Source organism: Limnohabitans sp. TEGF005 (assembly GCF_055394835.1).
On record NZ_AP029226.1, the window covers coordinates 1840212 to 1863660 of the forward strand.

Here is a 23449-nt window from a genome sequence, read left to right on the forward strand (position 1 = left end):
CGCTTGGCCCAATTTACAAATCAAGCACCAGCCTCGCTGTCTGGCTGCGTGAGCAGCAAATCAGCATCTGGTCATTGGCCTCTTGTTCTTCGGGCGTCAGAAACATGTCCCAGTGGTCAGGTGTGCCCGCGACCACCTTGGTCAAGCAGGTGCCGCAAATGCCTTCTGAGCACGAAAACGGCACGTCGTGCCCCGCGTCTTGCAGCACCTTCAGAATCGACTGGTCTTTGGTGACCCGCAGAATTTGCCCGCTCTTTTCAAGTTGCACCTCAAAACTGCCATCGTCAGTGAGGGGGCTTTGGGTCAGGTCTGTGGTGTTCATGCGGTCACTCCGGGCTTGTTTTCTTCGGCCAGCAAACGGTCAATGATGCGGCGCGATTGCACGCCGCCTGAGTCGATGTTGAGCATCAACAACTTACGGTCCGGCCAAGCCGTGATGTTCTTTTGCTGCAATTGCAGCATTTCCATGTCTTCGCCAAAAATGCCGCCCTGTCCCGCGCGGATCTTGTCGGTCAAGGCCGTGTCTTCGGGCTTGAACTGGCGGGCCATGCCCCAGTGGTACCAATGCGAGGTTTCGCTCTCGGGGGTGATGAAGTCCACCACCACGCTGTAGGCCTTGTGCTCGGGCGCGGCGTCAAAGCCACCTTTGCCTGCAAGGGCCACGCCCACGTCAATCATGATGTGGCTGGGCGGGCTGAAGCGGCAAATTTGCCAGCGGTCAACCTTGGCCTGCGGGTCAAGACCGTTGGCGCTCATGGCCATTTGCCAAAACGGAGGGGCCTGAATGCCTTCCATGTGGCGCTGCAAGATGACTTTGTCGCCCTCTACCGTGGTGGTGCAAGGCGTCTCGTCGATTTCGGGCTGGCCGATGCTGGTGGCATGCACATAAGTCTCGTGCGTCAGGTCCATCAGGTTGTCAACCATCAGGCGGTAGTCGGCCTGCACGTGGTACAGCCCCCCGCCATAAGCCCAGGCCGGGTTGTCAAAAAATTCGAACACCGGCATTTGCGCCTCATCCGCTAGGGCTTGATCGCCGGGCCAGACCCAGACAAAGCCATAACGCTCGACCACGGCATAGCTCTTGACCGCCGGAAAACCGCGCACACGCTGACCGGGCATGTGCACGGTTTTGCCCTCGCAGCCCATCTCAAGGCCGTGGTAGCCGCACACCAGCTTGCCGTTACAGACATTGCCCAAAGACAAGGGCGCACCACGGTGCGGGCAAAAATCTTCCACCGCCGCGACCCGACCCTCGGGGCCTTTAAAAAAAACCATCTTTTCGTTGCAAATGGTGCGACCCAGGGGCTTGCTGCCCAAGGCATCGAGTTCGGTCATGGCGCAGGCCACATACCAGGTGTTTTTAATGAACATGTTTCACCTCTTGATGATCAAAAAAATTCAAAGCTTGCGGGCCACGCCCAGCAAGCGGTCCAGCAATTCGGGGTCTTGCTGCAAGGTGGCAGCAGCGCTGGCGTGCACCACGTTGCCGTGGTCCAGCACCACAGCGCGGTGGCTGATGCGCAAAATCGCTTGCGGGTGCTGCTCCACAATGATGGCCGACAAGCCCTCTTCGCGGGTGATGCGGGCAATCGCACGCAGCAGCTCTTCCACGATGATCGGGGCCAGCCCTTCGAGCGGCTCATCGAGCAGCAGCAAACGCGGGTTGAGTACCAGCGCACGGCCCACGGCCAGCATTTGTTGCTCGCCACCCGACAGTTGCGTGCCCAGGTTGGTCTTGCGCTCGGCCAGGCGCGGGAACATCTCGTACACGCGCTCGGGTGTCCAGGCTCGGCTCTCGCGCCCACCTGGCCCTTTGCGCCCAGGCCGCTGCACCGCCGTCAGGTTCTCGTGCACCGTGAGCGATTTGAAAATATTGCGCTCTTGCGGCACCCAGCCAATGCCCGCCGCAGCACGCTCGTGCGAAGGCAGTGTGTGCAGCGGCTGGCCACCCAAAAAGATCTGCCCGCAATGTTGGCGCGTGGCCCCGGCCAGCGTGTCCATCAGGGTGGTTTTGCCCGTGCCGTTGCGGCCCAGCAAGGCCAGGGTTTCACCCTCGCCCAGCGACAGGCTGATGTCGTTCAACACCACCGCTTCGCCATAACCTGCACGCAGGTTTTCAACTTTCAACAATTCAGCCATGGGCCACCTCCTCGCCATGCCCCAGGTACACCGCTTTGACTTGCGGATCGGCCGCAATCGCTTCGGGTGTGCCTTCGGTTAACACAGCGCCATTGACCAGCACCGTGATGCGGTCGGCAAATTCAAACACCAGATCCATGTCGTGTTCGATCAACAAGACCGACACCTCGGCAGGCAAGGCCGCCACGGTCTGCAGCAGCTCTTCGCGCTCGCCTGCGGGCACGCCCGCCACCGGTTCATCGAGCAACAAGACCTTGGGCTCACAGGCCAGCGCGATCGCCATCTCCAGCAAACGGCGCTTGCCATAAGCCAAAAACTCGGTGCGCTGGTGCATGACTTCGGTCAGGCGAAACAATTCGAGCAGCGCTTCGCAGCGCTCAACCACCGCCCTGTCTTGGCCCAAGACCTGCCACCAGCGCCCGCCCAGGCCGCGCTGCTGCGAGACCACCATGGCCAGAGTTTCCAAAGGCGTCATGCTGGCAAACAACTGGTTGATCTGAAAGGTGCGCACCAGGCCTCGGCGCACGCGCTGGTAAGGGGCCAACTGGCTAATGTCTTCGCCCAGCAACTCAATGCGGCCCGAAGTGGGCGGCAAAACGCCAGTGAACAAATTGATGAGCGTGGTCTTGCCCGCCCCGTTTGGGCCAATCAGCGCATGGCGTGCGCCCAGACGCAACGCCAGATCCACCTTGTCCGTGGCCGTGATGCCCCCAAACTGCTTGACCAGACCTTGGGCCTTCAACACGATGGGTGGGTTAACAACTGATGCGTTCATTGCGCACCGCCTTTCTGGTCAGCCGCACGGCCAACCCACAGCCATGGGCGGATCAGGCGTTCACGCCCGACCATGACCAGTACCACCAAAAACAGGCCAATCCAGAAGGTCCAGTATTGCGGCGTGATGCCGGAAATCACGTCGTGCATGAGCTTGAACACCACCGCACCCACCACCCCGCCATAGAGCCAGCCCACGCCGCCGATGACCAGCATCAGCATCACGTCGGCCGAGCGCTCCAGCGCAAACACATCGAGCGAAGCAAAACCAGTGGTCTGCGCCATCAACGCACCCGCTGCGCCAGCCAAAGCCGCCGCCACGGTATAGACAACAGCCAGGCGGTTGTGCACCGGGATGCCAATGGCCATGGCCCGCAGCAGGTTGTCGCGCACCGCCATCAACGTGGCGCCCCAGGGCGAATGCACAAAGCGCCGCGCCAGCACAAACAGCGCCAGCAAGACGGTCAGCGAGTACCAGGCTGCGGTTTGGCCATACAGGTCAAACTCGAACCGGCCCAGCACCGGGCCCATCACCACACCTTGCAAACCATCCGAGCCGCCCGTGAGCCAATCGAGCTTATTGGCCAGCTCCATCAAAATCAGCGCCATGCCCAGCGTGACCATGAGTCGCGTCAGATCGGTGCCGCGCAAAATGGTGAGCGAGCAGACCGCGCCCAGCAGCGTGGCGCAAAAAGTGCCAAAAATCAGTCCTGCCAAAGGGTCGGGCATCACATGCTTGGCAAACAGGGCCGCGGCATAGGCACCAAAACCCAGAAACGCCGCATGCCCCAGCGACACGATGCCGGTATAGCCCAACACGAGGTCAAGCGACACCGCAAACAAAGCGACGATGGCCACCTCGTTGACGATCAGGGCATGACCTGGCAATGCGAAAGGCAAGACAAAAGCCACCAGCCAGACCAATGGCTCCCAGCCCCGAATGCGGGCGCTGGATAAAAGTTGTTGACGAGCCTCCATTTCAGCGGCCTCCTTTGCGCACAAAAAGCCCTTGCGGACGCCAGATCAGGATCGCGATCATGAGCGAGTAAACGATGAACGAACCGAGCTTGGGCATGTAGTACTTGCCCGCCACGTCGGCAACGCCCAGCAACAGCGCCGCCCACAGCGGCCCGGTGATCGACGAGGTGCCGCCCACGGCCACCACGATCAAAAAGTACACCATGAACTTGAGCGGAAAGGTGGGGTCCAGTCCCAGCACTTCGGCGCCCAAAGCCCCGCCCAAACCAGCCAGGCCAGAGCCCACGGCAAAGGTGGCGGCAAACACCAGGTTCACCCGAATGCCCAGCCCTGAGGCCACACGGGCATCGTCCACGCTGGCACGCAAGCGACTGCCAAAACGGGTCTTGGCCAGAATGAATTGCAGGCCCACCGTGAGCGCCGCACACACGGCGATGATGAACAAACGGTAATGACCCATGCCCAAAGCGCCATCCCACAACTCGGTGCGACCGCGCAGCCACTCGGGCAGCTGCATGATCTGTTGCTGCGAACCCATGAAGTAATCCATGCTGGCCACCGACATGAAGGCCAAACCAATCGAAAACAACACCTGGTCCAGGTGTGGCTTGCGGTACATGTGGCGGTAAAGCGTGCGCTCGAGCACCGCGCCCAACAAGGCAGCGCCCGCAAATGCCAAGGGCAGACACCACAAAAAGGGCACATCCCAGCGTTGCATCAGCACCACCGTCAAATACCCGCCCGCCATGGCAAAAGCACCGTGCGCCAGGTTGATGAAGTTCATCAAGCCCATGGTCACAGACAAGCCGACCGCCAGGATGAAAAGCAGCATGCCGTAGGCGATGCCGTCGAAAAGAATGGTCAACATGTGTTTTGAAGTTGGGTGCGGCTCACGCTGCGCACACGCAGCGCGAGCCTGCAAGAGATGGATGCCCGAACGCATCGGGCATGACAGTCATCTGCCAGATTAGCGGGCCTTGCCCGGATCTTTCACGTCCTTGATGGTCGCGAACTCTTGGTTGTAAAGCTGGCCGCCCACCTTTTCCACCTTGCGGATGTAGATGTTGTGCACCACGTCGCGGGTTTGCGCGTCGATGAACATCGGGCCACGGGGGCTTTCAAACACCTGGCCTTTCATCGCGTCGAGCAAGGCCTGGCCGCCCGCACCTTTGGTGGCTTTGGCCGCTTCATAAATCACGCGCATGCCGTCGTAACCGCCCACGGCCATGAAGTTGGGACGCAGGCCGTTGTTGGCTTTCTCGAAAGCAGCCACGAACTTCTTGTTCAAGGGCGAGTTATGCGATGCCGAGTAGTGGTGCGAAGTGACCACGCCATTGGCCACATCGCCCATGCTGTTCAAAATATCGTCATCGGTGATGTCGCCGGTACCGATCAGCTTGATGCCCGCTTTGTCCATGCCGCGCTCGGCGAATTGCTTCATCAGCGCAGCACCTGCGCCCGAGGGCACGAACACATAGACCGCATCGGGCTTCAAATCACGTACTTTTTGCAGGAAAGGGGCAAAGTCGGGGTTGCGCATGGGCACGCGCAGGGTGTCGAGCACCTGGCCGCCATTGAAGATCAGGCGGTCCTTGAAGTACTTTTCTGCATCGATGCCTGGGCCGTAATCGGCCACCAGAGTCACAACTTTCTTGATGCCATTGTTGGGTGCCCAATCGGCAATCGCCACGGCGGCTTGGGGCAAGGTGAAGCTGGTGCGCACGATGAACGGAGAGGCTTGCGTGATGCTCGAAGTCGCTGCCGCCATCACCACCAAAGGGGTTTTGGATTGGGTGGCGATTGGTGCCGTGGCAAACGCCAACGGCGTCAAACCAAAACCGGCCAGCACGCTGACTTTGTCATTAACGACCATTTCTTGCGCAATGCGCTTGGTCACGTCGGGGGCGCTGGTGTCGTCTTTCACGATCAGCTCCACCTTTTTACCCGCCACCATGTCGCCGTTTTGCGCCATGTACAGGCGCGCTGCGGCTTCGATCTGCTTGCCGGTCGAGGCAAAGGGGCCTGTCATGGGCAAGATCAGGCCGATCTTGAACTTGTCTTGCGCCATGGCCGTCGTGGCACTGGCCGCGACAGCGGCGCAGGCGATGGCACGGAGGAAAAATCGTTTTTGCATGCAGGTCTCCAGTTGTTGAAAGCAGAATTAAAAAGTCAGCGTTGAGAAAGCGGTGTGTTCTTTTGCGTGCGAATGAGCTGCACACCCGGCATGCCCCCTTGCTGCGGGTTTTGCATGACCAGGCCCAGGTTGTGCCTGGCCAAGCGCGAATGCTCTCGCATCAAGGCTTCTGCGCGACCGGCTTCACGCTGCGCAATGGCGTCCAGCACTTGCCGGTGCTGGTGTTGCGCCACCATCAGCATGTCGCGGGCATCAGGGTTGTGGGCTTGTACACCGACAAAGCCCGAAGCAGAGGCGAAAGGCAAACTCGATGCGCGTTCGATCTCGCGTGCCAGCACCGCGCTGTCGGCCATGCCAGACAGCAGCTTGTGAAACTGCCCGTTCAGACGCACATAAGCCGAAAAGCTGTCGTCGTCCAGTGCGCCTTGGCGCAGCAGCAGATCAATCTGGTCGAGGCATTCTGTGGCGTGCTTGAGCACCGCCGGGCGCACACCGCGCTCTGCTGCCAAGCGAGCGGCCAAGCCTTCCAACGTACCGCGCAACTCAATCGCATCGGCGACTTCGCGCTCGGAAAAGGTACGCACCGCATAACCGCCACTGCTCAGGGCTTCAAGCAAGCCTTCTTGGCCCAAGCGCATCAGGGCCGCACGGATGGGGGTACGCGACATGCCCAATCGCTCCACCAAGGCCAATTCGGCGATCCGGCTCCCTCCGGGCAAGTCGCCCGCCAAAATCCATTCGCGCAGGCGTTGCTGTGCCTTGACGGCTTGCGAGCCGCCTTCTTCGGCAGCTTCAGACTCCTGGATGCGAACGGATGGTACAGACATAGACAGGCTGGTAAAAATGGCATTAAACCACCAAGAAGGCCAAACCTGTATACAGGCAATCCCTTAATCCTCGATTTTTGCCCAATTTTTAAGCATTAAACATAGTTTATGTATTCAGCAAGATGCCTCGCGTGGCGATTCAGGGCGGCGACAATCAAGCCCTCATTCGAGGAGCGCCCTGATGGATTTGCGATTACTGGACTTTGACTGCAGCGAAGACGCCGATGGCGTGGTCTGCTGGGACGCCTTGGCGCAGCCACAAACCCATCACAACAGCGCGCTGCTGCAAGAGGTGTCGCAGGTGTTGGCTTGGGCCTTCTGTTTTGACGCGCAAGGCCCCGGTTCGCTGGAAGACGGTGCGAACTGGGACTTTGACCTGCAAGCCACACTGCACCCGAGCGGCCAGCCTCCGGTGACTGCGGTCATCACGTTCAGCCCGGTCACCCGCGACATCACCATCACGCCCCCGGCCTCAGACCAGCGCATCGAACTGAGCTTGAGCCTGAGCGGCACGCCCAGCTTTGCACAGGCCTTTCGCGACCATTGGGGTGCGCCATGACGCCACACACACCGTCGCCCGTCAGCTTCAAGCAGGCACTTCAATTCTGGTTTCGGCTGGGCTGCATCAGTTTTGGCGGGCCCGCCGGACAGATCGCCCTGATGCACGAAGAGCTGGTGGTGCGCCGCCGCTGGATATCGGAAAAGCGCTACCTGCATGCACTTCATTACTGCATGCTGCTGCCCGGCCCCGAGGCGCAGCAACTGGCCACCTACATCGGCTGGCTGATGCACGGCACCCGAGGCGGTATCGCTGCGGGGGCCTTGTTTGTGCTGCCGTCCTTGGTGTTGTTGATGGTGTTGAGCTGGGCCTACACCGCTTGGGGCAACCACCCCTGGGCTCAGGCACTGCTGTGGGGCCTCAAGCCCGCCGTGACGGCACTGGTGCTGCACGCCGCTCACCGCATGGCCCAACGCACCCTGAAAGCGCGCTGGCTGTGGGTTCTGGCCAGTTTGTCCCTGCTGGGCATGTTGTGGGGTTTGCCGTTTCCACTGATCATTTTGGGGTCGGCAGGCGTGGGTTATTGGATGTCACGCACGCATCCAGAGCAGCGCACACGCCCATCGGCAAACGTGTCGTCTTTTGCCGCAGCAGTGCCAGTGAACGCCGCCACGCCAAACCTTGCCGCAGAGACCGCCGCTTGGCTGAATGACCACTCGCCCCAGCAGCCACACACCCATTTCAGTCCGCACCGTTTATGGCGCGCACTGGCCCTGGGTGTGGGTTTGTGGGCGCTGAGTTTGGGGCTGATTGCCCTGCTGTTCGGCGCAGGCCACACCCTCACGCAAATGGGTGGCTTTTTTACACAAGCGGCTTTACTAACTTTTGGTGGCGCATACGCCGTACTGCCTTTTGTGACGCAGGCAGCGGTGGTGCAATACGGCTGGCTGACGGCAGCGCAAATGATGGACGGCCTGGCGCTTGGCGAGACCACACCCGGACCGCTGATCATGGTGGTCGCATTCGTGGGTTTTTTGGGTGGGCACAGCCAAGCCTTGCTGGGCTATCCACTGCTGGGCGGCATTGTGGCCGCTTGCGTGGTGACCTGGTTCACGTTTTTGCCTTCGTTCGTGTTCATCCTGGCAGGTGGGCCGCTGGTCGAATCGACACGTCATATGCCTTCGCTGACCGGGCCACTGCAAGGCATCACGGCGGCCGTGATCGGCGTGATCGTGCACCTGGCTGGTGTGTTTGCCCGCCAGACCTGGCTGCCTGGCGGCTGGCACATGCTGCCCGACCTGAGCGCGCTCTTGCTGACCCTGCTGGCAACATGGGCCTTGGTCAAGAAAGGCTATGCCGTGGTGCGCGTGCTGGCAGCCTGTGTCGTGCTCGGTTTGCTGAGGTATGCCTTGTTGTAAGCCCTGCGGCTTGCACCAACTGGCTCAACTCGCGGCATTGAATTGCAGCGCAGCCAGGCTCGCGTAAAGCCCGCCTTTGGCTTGCAACTCGGCATGGGTGCCCTGCTCCATCAGGCGACCACGCTCCAGCACCCAGATCACGTCCGCGCGTTGCACCGTGGCCAGGCGGTGCGCAATCACCAGTGTGGTGCGGCCCACCATGGCTTTGTCCAGCGCAGCCTGCACCATTTTTTCGCTTTGCGCATCCAGCGCGCTGGTGGCTTCGTCCAGCAACAAGAGCGGTGGGTTTTTCAGAATCGCCCGCGCAATGGCGATGCGCTGACGCTGGCCGCCCGACAAGCGCACGCCCCGATCACCCAGGTAAGTGTCAAAGCCCTCGGGCAGATCGCGAATGAACTCCTGCGCATAGGCCGCTTCGGCTGCGGCCTGCACTTCTGCCAGGCTTGCATCGGGCCTGCCGTAACGGATGTTCTCGATCACCGAGCCCGAAAAAATCACCGGCTCTTGCGGCACGATGGCCATGCGCTGGCGCAGATCGTGCAGGTCCATCTGGTCAATCGGCACGCCGTCGAGCACGATGCGGCCGAACTGTGGGTCGTGAAAGCGCATCAACAAATCGAACACAGTGGTTTTGCCCGCACCACTAGGGCCGACCACCGCCACCGTTTGACCCGGGTGAACTTGCCCATTGAGCTGGTCCAGCGCCCACGTGTCTGGGCGTGAGGGGTAGTGAAACCGAACCGACTCCAGCTGCAAAGACGAACCGCCCTGCGGCCAAGCGGGCTGTTGCGGCTGTGCGACGATCTTCAGGTTCGACTCGGTGTGCAGCAATTCCATCAAGCGTTCGGTCGCGCCGGCGGCCCGCAGCATGTCGCCATAAACCTCACCCAGCACCGCAAAGGCGCTGGCCAGCAAGATGACATAAAAAACCGTCTCGCCCAGCTGGCCCGCCGTGCTGGTGCCTGCCCGCACGGCCAACGTGCCCATGTACAAACCCCACAGCAAGACCGCGCTGGAGGCCATGATGATGAAACCCACCAGCACCGCCCGTGCACGGATACGGCCCAGCGCCGTGCCCAGGGCGCGCGCGGTTGAATCGATGAAGCGGCGGGTTTCGCGTCCCTCAGCGGTGTAGCTTTGCACCACGGTGATGGCATTCAGCACCTCGGAGGCGATGGCGCTGGAGTCGGCCACCCTGTCCTGGCTGGCGCGCGACAAACGGCGCACCCGGCGGCCAAGGTACACGCTGGGCAAAATAACCGCCACCAGCACCGCGACCACCTGCAGCATGAGAATGGGGTTGGTCCAGACCAGCATGCCCAAGGCCCCAGCGCCCATGACCAGGTTGCGCAAGCCCATTGAAAAAGACGAGCCCACCACGGTTTGCACCAGGGTGGTGTCGCTGGTCAAACGTGACAGCACTTCGCCCGACTGCGTGGTTTCAAAAAAGGCAGGGCTTTGCCGGAGCACATGGCTGTACACCGCATTGCGCAGGTCGCCTGTGATGCGCTCACCCAACCAGCTGACGGTGTAATAACGCCCAGAAGAAAACACCGCCAAAGCCGCCGCTACGCCAAAAAGCTGCAAAAAGTTACCCGACAACTGTTCGACCGACGCCCCGGTGGACAGGCCTTGGTCAATGAGCTGACGCAAGACCCAAGGGAAAGCCAGCGTCGTACCCGCTGCCAACAACAAAAACAAGGCGGCCAAAGCCAAGGCCAGACGGTAGGGCTTCAAAAAAGGGACCAGGCCCGATAGCGATTTGGGAGAGGCGGACATGGGCAGCAGTCATCGAAAAATGGTCGTTGCGAGCATACCGGCAAAAACGTCCGCCTGATTTCAGGGTGTTTGCAGAGGACAATCTGGGTTTCGCCTGACCAGACCACCATGAACACTTTGCCCCCTTGCCCCCAATGCCAAGACGAATTCAGTTACCCCGATGGCGAACTGCTGATCTGCCCCAGTTGCGGCCATGAATGGAACCCCGCTGAAGCGCCCACGGCAGAAGCCGCCAAAATCTGGAAAGACGCCAACGGCAATGTGCTGCAAGACGGCGACACCGTGACCTTGGTCAAAGACCTGAAGATCAAAGGCTCGTCCTCGGTCGTGAAAGTGGGCACCAAGGTCAAAAACATCCGCCTGATCGAAGGTGACCACGACATTGATTGCAAGATTGACGGCTTTGGCCCGATGCAGCTCAAAACCGAGTTTGTGAAAAAAGTCTGATATCGGCATGAGCGAAGACAACCAGATTGACATGCCGGAGAGCTTCACGGCCTTGTATGTGCTGCCCGGCAAAATCAAACCGCGCATCGGCCAGCACGAGATGGTCGAACGCTATGAGCTGTGCGAAGACCTGGCCAACCTGTTGACCGAAAAAGCAGCCAACATGCAATTCACCCTGGGCATCACCGAAGAACTGGTGCTGCAGCAATGCGAGCTGGGACTGCTGGCCGAGCCCGCCGTGGTCTCGCCCGCCGAAGCACGCTGGGTGGTGTGTCGCCTGGCGGAGTTGCTCAACTGGCCGATGGCCCAGTTACTGCAGTCGCCAATCCCCAAAGAGCCGATCAAGCCTGTCACCTAAGCTAACGCCCTGGCTTCGCAAGCTGCCAAGATGCTGGCATGACTGTTCCGCACCATGACCTGCAGCGCCTGCTGACCGCCCCGATCTTGCCCACCTTGCTGCGCTTGGCCGCACCCAATGTGATGGCCATGGTCATGACCGTGCTGGTGGGCATTGCCGAAACTTACTACGTAGGCCGTCTGGGCACCGCCCCACTGGCGGCCATGGCCTTGGTGTTTCCGTTTGCCATGCTCACGCAAATGATGTCGGCCGGGGCCATGGGCGGTGGTGTGTCGGCGGCCATCAGCCGTGCCTTGGGCGCATCGGACTTGCCGCGAGCACACACCTTGCTGCTGCATGCCTTGGTGATTGGTTTGGGCGCGGGTGTGCTGTACAGCGCCATCTTTTTGATCTGGGGGCCATTTTTTTATGCCCTGCTGGGCGGCCAAGGCCAAGTGCTCACAGAAGCCGTGCGCTACGGCCAGGTCTTGTTTGCAGGCGCTTTGCTGGTCTGGCTCATCAACACGCTGGCGTCCATTGTTCGGGGCACGGGCAATATGCGTGCGCCGTCTGTGGCACTGGTGGCCACAGCGGTTTTGCAAATCGCATTGGGCGGCGTGCTTGCGTTAGGTGCGGGCCCCGTGCCGGCCATGGGCATGGTGGGTGTGGCGCTTGGGCACATCATCGCCACTGCGGCGGGGGTGGTGTATTTCCTCTGGTACCTGGTCAGCGGCCAAGGCCGTCTGACGCTCAAGCTGGACAGCTTGCAGCTGCAAGGACGCATGTTTGCCGACATCCTCAGAGTGGGCGCTGTGGCCTGCCTGTCGCCCGTGCAATCGGTGTTGGCGATTTTGATTTTCACTGGCCTGTTGGCCCAAAAGGGCACGGAAGCACTGGCCGGTTACGGCATCGGTCAGCGGCTGGAATTTTTGTTGATCCCCATTGCCTTCGGCATTGGCGTGGCTTCGGTGCCCATGGTGGGCATGGCCATCGGTGCGGGCCAGGTGGCACGGGCAAGGCGCGTCGCTTGGGTGGCAGGTGCCGTATCGGCTTTCAATTTGGGGCTGATCGGTGCAGTGGTCACGCTGGCCCCTGATGCTTGGGCGCGCTTGTTCACACAAGACGAAGCCGTATTGAGCTATGCGAGGCAATACCTGGTAACGACCGGTCCGGCCTTTGCATTTTTTGGCTTGGGCCTGACGCTCTACTTTGCATCGCAAGGCGCAGGACAGGTCATCGGGCCGGTGCTGGCGGGCACGGTGCGTCTGATTCTGGTAGCCGGCGCAGGCTACTGGCTGGCGCAACAACAGGCCACTGCAGGCCATTTTTACGTGCTGGTGGCAGTGGCCATGGTGCTTTATGGCGTGGTCACAGCCGCTGCCGTGAAGCTCACGCCATGGGGGCCATCGCGCTGAGTGGCCATCAACTCGCCTTGTCCAAGCCCAGCAAACGCACGGCGTTGCCCTTCAAGATGCCGGGCATCACTTCGGGTTTGAACCCCGCCACTTCAAAGTCCTTGATCCAGCGCTCCGGAGTGATGAGCGGGTAATCGCTGCCAAACAAAATCCGGTCTTTCAAGAGCGTGTTGGCGTACTGAATCAGTTGTTTGGGAAAGTATTTGGGACTCCAGCCCGACAGGTCGATCCAGACATTGGGCTTGTGCGTAGCCACACTCAGCGCCTCGTCCTGCCACGGAAAGCTGGGGTGAGCCATGACGATCTGCATGTCGGGGAAGTCAATCGCCACATCGTCCAGGTGCATGGGGTTGCTGTAGGCCAGTCGCAGGCCACCGCCACAGCGCATACCCGACCCGATGCCACTGTGACCCGTGTGAAAAATGGCTGGCATTTTGTGCGCATTGATCACTTCGTAGATCGGCCAGGCCATCTTGTCGTAGGGGTGGTAGCCCTGCACCGTGGGGTGAAACTTGAAGCCCCGGATGCCTTCTTCCTTGATCAAGCGCTCGGCTTCGCGTGCGCCCATCTTGCCCTTATGGGGGTCAATGCTGGCAAAGGCAATCATCATGTCGCTGTTTTCACGCGCGGCCTTGGCAATCTCTTCGTTGGGAATGCGACGGCGACCCAACTGAGATTCGCTGTCCACCGTGAACATGACCAACCCCATGTTGTGCTGGCGGTAATAAGCCACGGTCTCGTCAATGGTTGGACGGCGGTTGCTGCCAAAAAACTTGTCGGCGGCTCGGTCGTATTCCTCGCCGTAGTTGTCAAAGGGGTTCCAGCAACTCACTTCGGCATGGGTGTGAATGTCGATGGCGATCAGATCTTCGTGTCTCATGGGGTCACTCCAAAATTTCAAGAGGATGGAACGGTGGGCTGCGGACAAGGCCGCCGCCATGATCAAAAAGTTCCCATTTGGGTGTCACCCCACACCCGTCCGCGCCGGGTACACATCACGTCCTGAGGAAGGCAAGTATAGACAGCACGGTCGCCAAAGCAGCCGCCCTTGAGACAAGGAAAAGGCAGACGCGCAGACCGCGGGCAAGCTGCTGCGAGGTACTTCAAAGTGGGCTATTTCAAATGGAAGTGCGTCCAACCTAGGGAAACCACCAAGCTCATAAAACGCACGAACCACGCACAATAATCGTTATCAACAATAACCTTTTAAGCACCCTCGGTTTGACCCGAGCCCTGAACGGACACAACGCACATGACTGACTTGAACACGCCCATTTACGACCGCGCCGCTGCCCATGGCGTCACTTTGGAGATGCAAGGTGCTGTTGCCGTGGTGCGTTTGTGCCGTCCAGCCAAGCGCAACGCCTTGAACGACGGCCTGATTGAAGCGCTGCGCGATGTGTTTCAAAATCTGCCCGCCCAAGCCGGTGCTGCCGTGATCCACGGTGAAGGCGATCACTTTTGTGCCGGACTCGATTTGTCGGAACTCAAAGAGCGCGATGCAGGTGAAGGCATTCACCACTCGCGCAGCTGGCATGTGGCTTTGAACGCGGTCGAGCAAGGCCGCGTGCCTGTGGTCGCAGCCCTGCACGGCGCTGTGGTGGGTGGTGGTCTGGAGCTGGCCAGTGCTTGCCACATTCGCGTGGCCGATGACAGCACCTTCTTTGCATTGCCCGAAGGGACGCGCGGCATTTTTGTAGGCGGTGGCGGCTCGGTGCGCATTCCCAAGCTCATTGGCGCTGCACGCATGACCGACATGATGTTGACGGGCCGTGTCTACAACGCGCAAGACGGTGAGCGCGTGGGCTTGTCGCAATACCTGGTGCCTGCTGGCACCAGCTTGGCCAAGGCGTTGGAACTGGCCACACGCATCGCGACCAATGCACCGCTGACCAATTTCGCCCTGATGCACGCCCTGCCCCGCATTGCCGAGCAACCCGCTGACCATGGCTTTTTCACCGAGGCATTGATCTCGTCGATCGCCCAGGCCGCGCCCGAAGCCAAAGCGCGCGTGCGTGCCTTTTTAGAAGGCAAGGCCGCCAAAGTTAAAAAAGCCGACTGAACAACGGTCGCAGGAGACAAATATGAGCGCCCCCAAATTCCGCCCCCTGAAGTTCGGCGTCACCCGTGTCAATCTGCGTGACGGCGTGCCCGGCACGCATTACCTGACGGCAGAACAGCCTTTGCAGCCGTTTGCACAACGCATGACCGACCGCCTGCAGCACTGGGCCCAAACCAAACCCGAGCGCACCTTCATGGCGCGGCGTGTCAAGCAAGCCGACGGCACTCTGGGTGACTGGAAACACATCAGCTACGTCCAAGCCTGGGACACGGCCAGGTGCATTGCACAAGGCCTGATCAACCGAGGGCTGAATGCCGAACGGCCCATCGTCATCTTGAGCGAAAACAGCCTAGAACACGCCCTGCTCGCGCTGGGTGCCATGGTGGCGGGCGTGCCTTATGTGCCCACCTCGCCGCCCTACTCTTTGGTGAGCGTGGACTACGACAAGCTCAAGCATGTGCTGCGCACGGTCACACCGGGCCTGGTGTTCGCATCGGATGCCCGCTACGCCAAAGCCATTGCAGCCACCGTCAGTGATGACATGGAAGTGGTGATGGTCGAAGGCGACGTAACAGGCCGCGACGTGTCAACATTCGAGAGCCTGTGTGCCACCGTTGCCACACCCGCCGTTGAGGCCGCCATGGCCGCCACTGGCCCCGACACCATCGTCAAATTTTTGTTCACCAGCGGCTCGACCAAGCTGCCCAAAGCCGTCATCAACACCCAGCGCTTGTGGTGTGCCAACCAACAGCAAATGGCGCAGTCCATGCCCGTGCTGGCCGAGAAAGAGCTGGTACTGGTCGACTGGCTGCCTTGGAACCACACCTTTGGTGGCAATCACAACGTGGGCATGGTGATTTACCACGGGGGCACTTTGTACATTGACGACGGCAAGCCCACGCCCGCGCTCATCAACGAAACGCTGCGCAATTTGCGCGAGATCGCCCCCACGGTGTATTTCAACGTGCCCACCGGTTTTGAAGCGATTGCCAACGCCATGAAGACCGACGATGCCCTGCGCAAGACGCTGTTGTCGCGCGTGCAGATGTTCTTCTACGCCGGTGCCGCGCTGGCGCAACCGATCTGGGACAGTCTCTACGAATCGCAAGAACGTGAAGTGGGCGAGCGCATCGTCATGGGCACAGGTTTAGGCATGACCGAGTCAGGTCCATTCGGCATCTTCGTGACCACCCCCTTCGTCCAGGCCGGTGATCTGGGCGTTCCCACGCCTGGCTTGGAACTCAAACTGGTGGACATGCAGGGCAAAACCGAGGTGCGCTACCGTGGCCCCAACATCACACCCGGCTACTGGCGCAACGCCGAGGAAACCGCGGGCGCTTTTGACGAAGAAGGCTTTTTCAAAACCGGTGATGCCGTCAAGTGGATCGACGAAACCGATGTGCACCTGGGTCTGAAATTTGATGGCCGCATTGCCGAAGACTTCAAGCTGGCCACCGGCACCTTTGTCAGCGTTGGCCCACTGCGCGGCAAGATCATTGCCGCGGGTGCGCCCTACATTCAAGACGCGGTGCTCACCGGCATCAACATGAAAGAAGTCGGCGCCATGATCTTCCCAACGCCTGCCGTCAGAGCGTTGAGCGGCTTGGGCGCAGAGGTGCCGATGGCAGACGTGCTGGCGTCAGCCCCGGTGCTGGCCAAATTTCAGGTCATCGTCAATGAACTGGCCAAATCCGGCACGGGCAGTGCCAACCGCATCGCCCGCCTGTGTCTGCTGTCCGAACCGCCCACCATCGACAAAGGCGAAATCACCGACAAAGGCTCGATCAACCAGCGCTCAGTGCTGACGCACCGGGCCGACACCGTGGCCGCCTTGCATGGCGACACGCTGCACTGCATCGTCAAGCCCCAAACGTAAACCATTCACTTGTCATACCTGCGAACGCGGGTATCCATGCCTTCAATGAACATGGATGTCCGATCAAGTCAGGCATGACAAAACTCTAGGAAAAATAATGACAGCCAAAGGATTTTTCAACGCGTTTGCCGATGTGTGGATGCACGAAGGTGTGCGCACACCCATGGTCGATTACTGCGGCGCATTGGGTCACATCTCGCCCACCGACCTGGGCATCAAGGCCGCTCGCGAGGCACTGAAGCGCGCGGGCATCGCCGCCACCGAAATCGGTTCGGTCATCACCGGCAACATGGCCCCTGGCGACTTTGACCAGTTCTTCCTTCCCCGACACATCGGCCTTTACGCGGGTGTGCCGCAAGAAGTGCCCGCCATCATGACCCAGCGCATTTGCGGCACGGGCTTCGAGTTGTTCCGCCAAGCCGGTGAACAGATCGAAGCAGGCGCCTGTGAAGCCGCGCTGGTGGTTGGCACCGAGAGCATGACGCGCAATCCGATTGCCGCCTTTGACCACCGCACCGGCTTCAAGCTGGGTGCGCCCGTGGGCTTCAAGGACTACATGTGGGAAGCACTGAAAGACCCGGCCGCTGGCATCAACATGATCCAGACCGCAGAGAACTTGGCCAAAAAATACAACATCACCCGCGAAGAAGTGGACCAGTTTGCGTCCGACTCGTTCGCCAAAGCGGTGGCTGCGCAAGAAGCCGGATTTCATGCGGGCGAGATCGTGCCGGTGATCACCGAAAAATTTGAGCTCGAAGGCTACAAGGCCCGTGGCATCAAGCTGCAAGGCAAAGTCACCGAAATCAACGCTGACACCCACGCCCGCATTTCGCCTGTGGAAGTGCTGGCCAAGCTCAGGCCAGTCTATGAAGGCGGCGTACAAACCGGGGGCAACAGCGCGGCCTTGGTCGACGCTGCTGCGGCTTGCGTGGTCACATCCGGCGCGTATGCCTCTGCCCACGGCAAAAAGCCTTTGGCGCGCGTGGTCGCCGCGGCAGCGGTGGGTGTGCCACCCGAGATCATGGGCATCGGTCCGGCGCCCGCCATCCGTTTGTTGCTCGAGCGCACAGGCTTGAAGCTGTCCGACATCGGCCGCTTTGAAATCAACGAGGCCCAAGGCGCACAAACCCTGGCTGTGGGCCGTGAGCTCGGTCTCGATTTGTCCAAGCTCAACGTCAACGGCGGCGCGATTGCGCTGGGCCATCCGCTGGCCGCAACCGGTGTGCGTTTGACCATTACGCTGGCACGTGAGCTCAAGCGCTCAGGTCTGCGCTACGGCATTTCCAGCGCCTGCGTAGGCGGCGGCCAAGGCATTGCGCTCTTGATCGAAAACCCAGAAGGCACTTGAATTGATGCGATTGACTTTGACTTCCCCTACCTATGTCATTCTCAATTTTTTGTCACTCCCGCGAATGCGGGAATCCATGCCTTCGCTGAGCCTGGATGCCCGATCAAGTCGGGCATGACAAATACCTGAACGACGCCTACTTAAAGGAACCAACATGAACATACAAGGACAAGCAGCTCTGGTCACCGGCGGTGGCTCGGGCCTGGGCGAAGCCACAGCGCGCGAACTGGCCCGTCTGGGCGCCAAGGTCGCGGTGCTCGACCTCAACATGGACAACGCGCAGCGCGTGGCCCAAGACATCGGCGGCCTTGCGGTGCTGTGCAACGTGAGTGACCCGGACAGCATGCAGCATGCCATCGAAACGGCTGCGGCAGCGCATGGCCCGGCCCGCATCCTGATGCAGATCGCTGGCATCGGCAGCGCCAAGCGCGTGGTTGGCAAAGACGGCAACGCCGCCCCGCTCGAAGATTTCGCCAAAGTCATCAACGTCAACCTGATCGGCACTTACAACGCCGCGCGCCTGTTTGCCGCCGCCTGCGCCAAGCTCGCCCCCTTGGCGCAAGATGGCCAAAGCGATGGCGCTCGTGGCGTGATGGTTTTCACTGCTTCGGTCGCTGCATTTGACGGCCAAGTGGGCCAGCAAGCCTACAGCGCATCCAAGGCCGGCGTGGCGGGTATGACCTTGCCCATGGCACGCGACTTGGCACAACACGGCATCCGCGTGTGCACCATCGCCCCCGGTTTGTTTGCCACCCCTTTGCTCAAAAGCTTGCCCGAGCCGGTGCAGCAATCGCTGGCCGCCAGCATCCCCTTTCCCGCGCGCTTGGGCAAGCCCAGCGAATTTGCCGAACTGGCCTGCCACATTGTCAGCAACGACCACCTGAATGGCGAAGTCATCCGCCTTGACGGTGCTTTGCGCATGGCCCCCCGTTGAAAGAACACCCATGAGCAAAACCGTTGTTTACGAAGTGCAAGTGATGTTCGGTGACTGCGACCCCGCAGGCATCGTCTTCTTTCCGAATTTCTCCAAGTGGATGGACGCTTCATCCTTGAACTTCTTTGTCCAATGCGGCGTGCCGCCCTGGCGCGAGCTGGTCAAGACGCGCGGCATCATCGGCACGCCACTGCTCGAGATCAACACCAAATTCATCCGCCCTGCCACCTATGGCGAAACCATCCAGGTGCACACCAGCGTGCAGGAGTGGCGTGAAAAAGTCATCGTGCACAAACATGTCGTCATGCGCGGCGACACCGTGCTGTGCGAGGGCACCGAAGTGCGCGCCTTTTGCATCAAGCACCCCGAAGACCCGGACCGCATCAAAGCCATCCCGGTGCCCGAAGACATCAAGGCTTTGTGCAGCTGACCCCCCCGTTTTCCAACCACCCCAAAGAGGAGACAACCATGAGCAACCGACGCGAATTCATTCAATCCACCATCGGAGCGGCCATTTTGGGCAGCACCGCCTTCCAGCAAGCCTGGGCACAAAGCGGCCTGCCCATCGAGCAAGTCAAAGTGCTCTATGGCTTCCCACCCGGAAGCTCGGGCGACATCTGCGCCCGCCGCGTGGCCGAGAAATTTGGCGGCACGCCTTACAGCAAAAATGCCGGCATCATCGACAGCCGCCCAGGGGCTGGCGGTCAAATTGCCCTGAACCTGCTCAAAAGCGCACCCGCCGACGGCTCGGTGTTGGCCATGACCCCGTTCTCGGCCATTTCGCTTTACCCCCACATCTTCAAAAATCTGCAATACAAGCCTTTTGAAGACTTCACTCCCGTGGGCACAGCCTCCATGATTCACCACGGCTTTGCGGTGGGACCCATGGTGCCTGCCAGCGTCAAAAACGTGAAAGACTTCATCGCCTGGGCCAAGGCCAACCCAGCTCTTGCCAGCTATGGCTCACCCGCCGCAGGCTCGACGCCCCACTTCATTGGCGCTTTGCTGGGCCTGAACCAGAACTTCGAGTTCAAGCACGTGCCCTACCGTGGCTCGGTGCCCGGCGTGACCGATGTGGTCGGCGGCCAGATCGCCTGCATGTTCACCCCGCACGGTGACTTCATTGCCAACCACAAGGCCGGCAAGATGCGCATCATTGCCACCTCGGGCAAAACACGTTCGCCTTTTGTGCCTGATGTGGCCACTTTTGCCGAACAAGGCTTCCCCGAACTGACGGTCGAAGAGTGGTTTGGTTTTTACGCCCCCGCCAAAACACCCGCGCCCGTGATCCAAGCGGCCAATGCGGCCATCAATGCCGCACTCAAAGACAAAGGCGTACAAGACGCCTTGACCGTGGTCGGCCTGATACCCTTCGGCGGCACACCTGCCGACCAGCTCAAGAGCTCGCAAGTTGAACTCGAACGTTGGGGCCCACTGATCAAGCGCATCGGCTTCAGCGTCGACTCCTGATCTGCCCACCGGGCTGATCCTGTCCGGAGCACCGCGAGGGTGCTCCGGCATTATTGATTGTTAAAAGTGCTCCCATGAACGCCTACCAACCCCGCACCGACGACATGCAGTTTGTGTTGTCCCGCGTGCTGAACGCGCCCGCCCAATTGCAAGCCCTGCCCGCCTTTGCCGAGGTGGACCCGGACTTGATGCAGCAAGTGCTGGATGAAGCGGGCAAGTTCGTGGGCGAGGTGATCGCCCCCCTCAACCGCGATGGCGACGAGATCGGTGCGCAATGGAAAGACGGCGTGGTCACCATGCCACCGGGCTTCAAAGACGCGTACCAAGCCTTTTGGCAATCGGGCTGGCCTGCCTTGTCGGCCAGCGCCGAAGACGGTGGGCAGGGCCTGCCCAGCGTGCTCGAAGCCATGCTGTACGAAATGCTGTCAGCGGCCAACCACGGTTGGACCATGGCCCCAGGCTTGCTGCACGGCGCTTATGAGTGCATCAAGCACCACGCCAGCGACGATCTCAAAGCCTTGTATTTAGAGAAAGTCGCCACCGGCGAATGGCTGGCCACCATGTGCCTGACCGAGCCCCATGCAGGCTCTGATTTGGGCTTGGCCCGCACCAAAGCCGTGCCGTTGGCCGATGGCCAATACGCCGTCAGCGGCACCAAAATTTTCATCTCGGGCGGTGAACACGACCTGACCGACAACATCGTGCACCTGGTGCTGGCACGCCTGCCCGACGCCCCACCCGGCCCCAAAGGCCTGTCGCTGTTTTTGGTGCCCAAGTTTTACCCCGACGGCTCGCGCAGCCGCGTGCACTGTGACCGCATCGAAGAAAAAATGGGTCTGCACGGCAGCCCCACCTGCGTGATGCGTTTTGACGAAGCGGTGTGCGCCATCGTGGGCGAACCCGGCAAGGGCCTGAATGCGATGTTTGTGATGATGAACGCCGCCCGCTTGCATGTGGCCTTGCAAGGCATTGGTCTGCTCGATGCTGCATGGCAAAAGGCCGATGCCTATGCACAAGAACGCCGCCAGATGCGTGCACCCGGCAAAGGCAAATCGGCGGGCGAAGCCGATTTGATTGGCGAGCACCCCGCCATGCGCCGCATTCTGGACACACAACGGGCCTGGGTCGATGCCGGGCGCGTGCTGGCCTACCGCACCGCACTCGAACTCGACCTGATCAAACACAGCACCGATGCCGCCACGCAAGCCGCTGCCCAGCGCTGGTGCGCCTTGGTCACGCCGGTCATGAAATCGGTCTTCACGCACCAGGCCTTTCATGGCGGCAGCGACTGCCTGCAGGTGTTTGGCGGCCACGGCTATGTGCGCGAATGGGGCATTGAGCAAATCGTGCGCGATGCCCGCGTGGCCATGATCTACGAAGGCACCAACGAAATCCAAGCGATTGACCTGCTGGTGCGCAAGGTGCTGGCCGATGGCGGCCAAAGCATCAACGCCCTGCTGGACACCATCGCATCGGACATGCCCCAAGCGGGCCACGCCAGCGCCGCCGCACAAATCCGCATTCAAACCTTGCGCACCGTGACCGAGCAGATCGTCAAAGCGGCACCGCAAGACGCGGCGTTGGCATTTCGTGTGGCCGACGACTACCTGCGTGCCGTGGCTCTGGTGCTGATGGACTGGGCCTGGTTGCGCATCGAAGCCGGTGTGGACGCCGACACGCCCCAAGCCGATATCCGCTGGCTCAGCCCGGCCAAGGCCCTGCGCAGTTGGGTGCTGCCCGAGTTCCAGATGCGCAGCGCCATCATCGCGCAGCAGTGTGCCGACGCAAAATGAGCGAGCGCATGCCCAACCCAACACCGCGCAAGAAAGCGGCAAAAGTGGCGGTGACAACCACTGCAGAGAAAAAAATGCGGCTCGCTTCAGCCAAAACGGCTCGCCAGCAAGCCAGTGCGGCCAAGCCCTCTGTCGTGTGCGTAGACCAAGTGGACACCACTTATCTGCAAACTCTGATGGGCTACAACGCCCGCCGTGCTGCGCTGAGCATCATCGAATTGTTTTTGGAGCGGCTGGCCCCTTACGGCCTGAAACCGGTGGACTTCTCTGTGATGTCCACCATCCAGCACAACCCGGGCGTGACCTCGCGCCAGTTGTGCGCCACGCTCAACTTGTTGCCGCCCAATTTGGTCGGCTTGATCCAGTCACTGGAGTCACGCGGCCTGATCGAGCGCAAACCGCATCCGCACGATGGCCGCGCCGTGGGCCTGCACGCCACCCCCAAGGGCCAAGCCCTGATGGTGCAAGCCGAGCAAACCGCGAGCGACCTGGAAATCGAAAAAACCGCCAAGCTCACGCCAGCGCAGCGCAAAACGCTGCTGGCGTTGCTGCAAAAAATTTACCTCTGACCGCGTTCGGCCAGAAAAATGTCAATGCGGCGGTTGCGTGCGCGACCCGCCTCTGTGGTGTTGTCGGCAATCGGTTCGCGCGAACCGCGTCCATCAATCGCAATGCGGCTGCTGCTCACACCCCGAGCCACCAGGTAATCCCGAGCACTTTGCGCACGGTTCACCGACAGAGGGTTGTTGATGGCATCGCTGCCGGTGTTGTCGGTATGGCCCACGATGCGCACTTCCATGCTGGGTTGTTGGCCCAAGCCTTGGGCAAACTGGTCCAAGATCGGGCGCAAATTCGGTTTGATGTCGGCTCGGCCCGTGTCAAACGAGATGTCGTTTGGAATACTCAGCTTGAGCTGGTTGTCTGCCGTTTGCGTGACCACCGTACCGGTACCGGCCGTGGCTTGCTCCATGGCGCGCTTTTTGTCTTCCATGTTTTTGGACCAGATATAACCGCCCAGGGCGCCCAAGCCCGCGCCAATGGCGGTTGCCTTGCTGTCGCGCCCCAAAATTTGCCCCGCCACAGCGCCAATCACGGCACCGGTCCCCGCGCCCTTTTGCTCGGGGGTGGCCGTCGCGCAACCCGTCAGCAAAATGGCCAAGGCACAGGTCAACGCACCAGCGCTTTTGAATGCAGTCATCGTGTTCATCTGGAAGATCCT

The 23449-nt window shown here is 60.6% G+C and carries 24 protein-coding genes; 13 read left to right on the top strand and 11 right to left on the bottom strand.

The annotated features are described in order from the left end of the window. Positions 1-13 precede the first annotated feature (13 nt). From ACZ5RG_RS08870 to ACZ5RG_RS08905, 8 genes are all read right to left on the bottom strand, one after another. A complete protein-coding gene (locus ACZ5RG_RS08870) occupies positions 14-322 on the bottom strand; it encodes a 2Fe-2S iron-sulfur cluster-binding protein (protein WP_298598484.1) in 309 nt (102 codons plus the stop codon). Next, positions 319-1371, bottom strand: a complete 1053-nt coding sequence (locus ACZ5RG_RS08875; protein WP_298598487.1) for an aromatic ring-hydroxylating oxygenase subunit alpha — start codon at positions 1369-1371, stop codon at positions 319-321. Before ACZ5RG_RS08875 ends, ACZ5RG_RS08870 begins: the two co-directional genes overlap by 4 nt. Before the next feature lie 27 nt (positions 1372-1398). Next, positions 1399-2139, bottom strand: a complete 741-nt coding sequence (locus tag ACZ5RG_RS08880) for an ABC transporter ATP-binding protein (protein ID WP_464446861.1) — start codon at positions 2137-2139, stop codon at positions 1399-1401. Further along, the gene (locus ACZ5RG_RS08885; protein WP_298598493.1) at positions 2132-2914 is read right to left on the bottom strand and encodes an ABC transporter ATP-binding protein; all 783 of its coding nucleotides are present in this window, start codon (positions 2912-2914) and stop codon (positions 2132-2134) included. Before ACZ5RG_RS08885 ends, ACZ5RG_RS08880 begins: the two co-directional genes overlap by 8 nt. After that, positions 2911-3891, bottom strand: a complete 981-nt coding sequence (locus ACZ5RG_RS08890) for a branched-chain amino acid ABC transporter permease (protein ID WP_464446862.1) — start codon at positions 3889-3891, stop codon at positions 2911-2913. Before ACZ5RG_RS08890 ends, ACZ5RG_RS08885 begins: the two co-directional genes overlap by 4 nt. 1 nt (position 3892) lies before the next feature. Then, the gene (locus ACZ5RG_RS08895) at positions 3893-4759 is read right to left on the bottom strand and encodes a branched-chain amino acid ABC transporter permease (protein ID WP_298598498.1); all 867 of its coding nucleotides are present in this window, start codon (positions 4757-4759) and stop codon (positions 3893-3895) included. A 99-nt stretch (positions 4760-4858) separates the two neighbouring features. Beyond that, positions 4859-6025, bottom strand: a complete 1167-nt coding sequence (locus ACZ5RG_RS08900; RefSeq protein ID WP_298598501.1) for an ABC transporter substrate-binding protein — start codon at positions 6023-6025, stop codon at positions 4859-4861. Positions 6026-6060: 35 nt separating this feature from the next. Continuing rightward, entirely contained in the window at positions 6061-6852 is a 792-nt protein-coding gene (locus tag ACZ5RG_RS08905) for a GntR family transcriptional regulator (protein WP_464446863.1), read from the bottom strand. 181 nt (positions 6853-7033) lie between these two features. Here ACZ5RG_RS08905 and ACZ5RG_RS08910 point away from each other — a divergent pair, with 181 nt between their 5' ends. Further along, a complete protein-coding gene (locus ACZ5RG_RS08910; RefSeq protein ID WP_298598507.1) occupies positions 7034-7411 on the top strand; it encodes a hypothetical protein in 378 nt (125 codons plus the stop codon). After that, positions 7408-8769: a chromate transporter gene (locus ACZ5RG_RS08915; protein ID WP_315235821.1), complete on the top strand. Its 1362-nt coding sequence runs from the start codon at positions 7408-7410 to the stop codon at positions 8767-8769. Before ACZ5RG_RS08910 ends, ACZ5RG_RS08915 begins: the two co-directional genes overlap by 4 nt. A 24-nt stretch (positions 8770-8793) precedes the next feature. On the opposite strand, the gene ACZ5RG_RS08920 is transcribed toward ACZ5RG_RS08915, so the two are convergent. Continuing rightward, on the bottom strand, positions 8794-10548 hold the full coding sequence (locus ACZ5RG_RS08920; RefSeq protein ID WP_464446864.1) for an ABC transporter transmembrane domain-containing protein: 1755 nt from the start codon (positions 10546-10548) through the stop codon (positions 8794-8796). 108 nt (positions 10549-10656) lie between these two features. On the opposite strand from ACZ5RG_RS08920, the gene ACZ5RG_RS08925 reads away from it, so the two are divergent. Genes ACZ5RG_RS08925 through ACZ5RG_RS08935 form a run of 3 tightly spaced genes read left to right on the top strand, consistent with a single transcriptional unit; the run spans position 10657 to position 12747 of the window. Continuing rightward, a complete protein-coding gene (locus ACZ5RG_RS08925) occupies positions 10657-10995 on the top strand; it encodes a zinc ribbon domain-containing protein YjdM (RefSeq protein WP_298598513.1) in 339 nt (112 codons plus the stop codon). Between the two features lie 7 nt (positions 10996-11002). Further along, on the top strand, positions 11003-11353 hold the full coding sequence (locus tag ACZ5RG_RS08930; RefSeq protein WP_298598515.1) for an ATPase with chaperone activity: 351 nt from the start codon (positions 11003-11005) through the stop codon (positions 11351-11353). A 38-nt stretch (positions 11354-11391) separates the two neighbouring features. After that, the gene (locus ACZ5RG_RS08935) at positions 11392-12747 is read left to right on the top strand and encodes an MATE family efflux transporter (RefSeq protein WP_298598518.1); all 1356 of its coding nucleotides are present in this window, start codon (positions 11392-11394) and stop codon (positions 12745-12747) included. A gap of 7 nt (positions 12748-12754) precedes the next feature. On the opposite strand, the gene ACZ5RG_RS08940 is transcribed toward ACZ5RG_RS08935, so the two are convergent. Further along, positions 12755-13627, bottom strand: coding sequence for an amidohydrolase family protein (locus ACZ5RG_RS08940; RefSeq protein ID WP_298598520.1), 873 nt, complete (start codon positions 13625-13627; stop codon positions 12755-12757). Between the two features lie 372 nt (positions 13628-13999). Between ACZ5RG_RS08940 and ACZ5RG_RS08945 the strand changes: the two genes are divergently transcribed. The 8 genes from ACZ5RG_RS08945 to ACZ5RG_RS08980 all read left to right on the top strand — a co-directional run bounded on the left by ACZ5RG_RS08945 (position 14000) and on the right by ACZ5RG_RS08980 (position 22799). After that, complete coding sequence (locus ACZ5RG_RS08945) at positions 14000-14809, top strand: crotonase/enoyl-CoA hydratase family protein (protein WP_298598522.1); 810 nt, start codon at positions 14000-14002, stop codon at positions 14807-14809. Between the two features lie 22 nt (positions 14810-14831). Next, positions 14832-16685, top strand: a complete 1854-nt coding sequence (locus ACZ5RG_RS08950; RefSeq protein WP_464446865.1) for a feruloyl-CoA synthase — start codon at positions 14832-14834, stop codon at positions 16683-16685. Positions 16686-16782: 97 nt separating this feature from the next. Beyond that, the gene (locus ACZ5RG_RS08955) at positions 16783-18033 is read left to right on the top strand and encodes a thiolase family protein (protein WP_298598528.1); all 1251 of its coding nucleotides are present in this window, start codon (positions 16783-16785) and stop codon (positions 18031-18033) included. A 154-nt stretch (positions 18034-18187) separates the two neighbouring features. Then, complete coding sequence (locus ACZ5RG_RS08960) at positions 18188-18967, top strand: SDR family NAD(P)-dependent oxidoreductase (RefSeq protein ID WP_298598530.1); 780 nt, start codon at positions 18188-18190, stop codon at positions 18965-18967. A gap of 10 nt (positions 18968-18977) precedes the next feature. Then, complete coding sequence (locus ACZ5RG_RS08965; RefSeq protein ID WP_283222777.1) at positions 18978-19397, top strand: acyl-CoA thioesterase; 420 nt, start codon at positions 18978-18980, stop codon at positions 19395-19397. A 38-nt stretch (positions 19398-19435) separates the two neighbouring features. Further along, the gene (locus tag ACZ5RG_RS08970; RefSeq protein ID WP_298599491.1) at positions 19436-20437 is read left to right on the top strand and encodes a tripartite tricarboxylate transporter substrate-binding protein; all 1002 of its coding nucleotides are present in this window, start codon (positions 19436-19438) and stop codon (positions 20435-20437) included. 74 nt (positions 20438-20511) lie between these two features. Beyond that, the gene (locus tag ACZ5RG_RS08975; RefSeq protein ID WP_464446866.1) at positions 20512-22230 is read left to right on the top strand and encodes an acyl-CoA dehydrogenase family protein; all 1719 of its coding nucleotides are present in this window, start codon (positions 20512-20514) and stop codon (positions 22228-22230) included. A gap of 74 nt (positions 22231-22304) precedes the next feature. Then, entirely contained in the window at positions 22305-22799 is a 495-nt protein-coding gene (locus ACZ5RG_RS08980) for a MarR family winged helix-turn-helix transcriptional regulator (protein WP_298599497.1), read from the top strand. Here the strand turns inward: ACZ5RG_RS08980 and ACZ5RG_RS08985 are convergent. Continuing rightward, a complete protein-coding gene (locus ACZ5RG_RS08985; protein WP_312261276.1) occupies positions 22790-23437 on the bottom strand; it encodes a YiaD family glycine zipper/OmpA-like lipoprotein in 648 nt (215 codons plus the stop codon). The two genes, ACZ5RG_RS08980 and ACZ5RG_RS08985, sit on opposite strands and share 10 nt — an antisense overlap. Between the last annotated feature and the right edge of the window lie 12 nt (positions 23438-23449).

What these genes read in the sequence shown, in the direction of transcription:
- ACZ5RG_RS08870 (WP_298598484.1), bottom strand. Translation starts at nt 322, where the DNA reads ATGAACACCACAGACCTGACCCAAAGCCCCCTCACTGACGATGGCAGT.
- ACZ5RG_RS08945 (WP_298598522.1), top strand. Translation starts at nt 14,000, where the DNA reads ATGACTGACTTGAACACGCCCATTTACGACCGCGCCGCTGCCCATGGC.
- ACZ5RG_RS08920 (WP_464446864.1), bottom strand. Translation starts at nt 10,548, where the DNA reads ATGTCCGCCTCTCCCAAATCGCTATCGGGCCTGGTCCCTTTTTTGAAG.
- ACZ5RG_RS08890 (WP_464446862.1), bottom strand. Translation starts at nt 3,891, where the DNA reads ATGGAGGCTCGTCAACAACTTTTATCCAGCGCCCGCATTCGGGGCTGG.
- ACZ5RG_RS08950 (WP_464446865.1), top strand. Translation starts at nt 14,832, where the DNA reads ATGAGCGCCCCCAAATTCCGCCCCCTGAAGTTCGGCGTCACCCGTGTC.
- ACZ5RG_RS08935 (WP_298598518.1), top strand. Translation starts at nt 11,392, where the DNA reads ATGACTGTTCCGCACCATGACCTGCAGCGCCTGCTGACCGCCCCGATC.
- ACZ5RG_RS08925 (WP_298598513.1), top strand. Translation starts at nt 10,657, where the DNA reads ATGAACACTTTGCCCCCTTGCCCCCAATGCCAAGACGAATTCAGTTAC.
- ACZ5RG_RS08875 (WP_298598487.1), bottom strand. Translation starts at nt 1,371, where the DNA reads ATGTTCATTAAAAACACCTGGTATGTGGCCTGCGCCATGACCGAACTC.
- ACZ5RG_RS08985 (WP_312261276.1), bottom strand. Translation starts at nt 23,437, where the DNA reads ATGAACACGATGACTGCATTCAAAAGCGCTGGTGCGTTGACCTGTGCC.
- ACZ5RG_RS08895 (WP_298598498.1), bottom strand. Translation starts at nt 4,759, where the DNA reads ATGTTGACCATTCTTTTCGACGGCATCGCCTACGGCATGCTGCTTTTC.
- ACZ5RG_RS08980 (WP_298599497.1), top strand. Translation starts at nt 22,305, where the DNA reads ATGCGGCTCGCTTCAGCCAAAACGGCTCGCCAGCAAGCCAGTGCGGCC.
- ACZ5RG_RS08905 (WP_464446863.1), bottom strand. Translation starts at nt 6,852, where the DNA reads ATGTCTGTACCATCCGTTCGCATCCAGGAGTCTGAAGCTGCCGAAGAA.
- ACZ5RG_RS08970 (WP_298599491.1), top strand. Translation starts at nt 19,436, where the DNA reads ATGAGCAACCGACGCGAATTCATTCAATCCACCATCGGAGCGGCCATT.
- ACZ5RG_RS08975 (WP_464446866.1), top strand. Translation starts at nt 20,512, where the DNA reads ATGAACGCCTACCAACCCCGCACCGACGACATGCAGTTTGTGTTGTCC.
- ACZ5RG_RS08955 (WP_298598528.1), top strand. Translation starts at nt 16,783, where the DNA reads ATGACAGCCAAAGGATTTTTCAACGCGTTTGCCGATGTGTGGATGCAC.
- ACZ5RG_RS08900 (WP_298598501.1), bottom strand. Translation starts at nt 6,025, where the DNA reads ATGCAAAAACGATTTTTCCTCCGTGCCATCGCCTGCGCCGCTGTCGCG.
- ACZ5RG_RS08880 (WP_464446861.1), bottom strand. Translation starts at nt 2,139, where the DNA reads ATGGCTGAATTGTTGAAAGTTGAAAACCTGCGTGCAGGTTATGGCGAA.
- ACZ5RG_RS08910 (WP_298598507.1), top strand. Translation starts at nt 7,034, where the DNA reads ATGGATTTGCGATTACTGGACTTTGACTGCAGCGAAGACGCCGATGGC.
- ACZ5RG_RS08940 (WP_298598520.1), bottom strand. Translation starts at nt 13,627, where the DNA reads ATGAGACACGAAGATCTGATCGCCATCGACATTCACACCCATGCCGAA.
- ACZ5RG_RS08930 (WP_298598515.1), top strand. Translation starts at nt 11,003, where the DNA reads ATGAGCGAAGACAACCAGATTGACATGCCGGAGAGCTTCACGGCCTTG.
- ACZ5RG_RS08960 (WP_298598530.1), top strand. Translation starts at nt 18,188, where the DNA reads ATGAACATACAAGGACAAGCAGCTCTGGTCACCGGCGGTGGCTCGGGC.
- ACZ5RG_RS08965 (WP_283222777.1), top strand. Translation starts at nt 18,978, where the DNA reads ATGAGCAAAACCGTTGTTTACGAAGTGCAAGTGATGTTCGGTGACTGC.
- ACZ5RG_RS08885 (WP_298598493.1), bottom strand. Translation starts at nt 2,914, where the DNA reads ATGAACGCATCAGTTGTTAACCCACCCATCGTGTTGAAGGCCCAAGGT.
- ACZ5RG_RS08915 (WP_315235821.1), top strand. Translation starts at nt 7,408, where the DNA reads ATGACGCCACACACACCGTCGCCCGTCAGCTTCAAGCAGGCACTTCAA.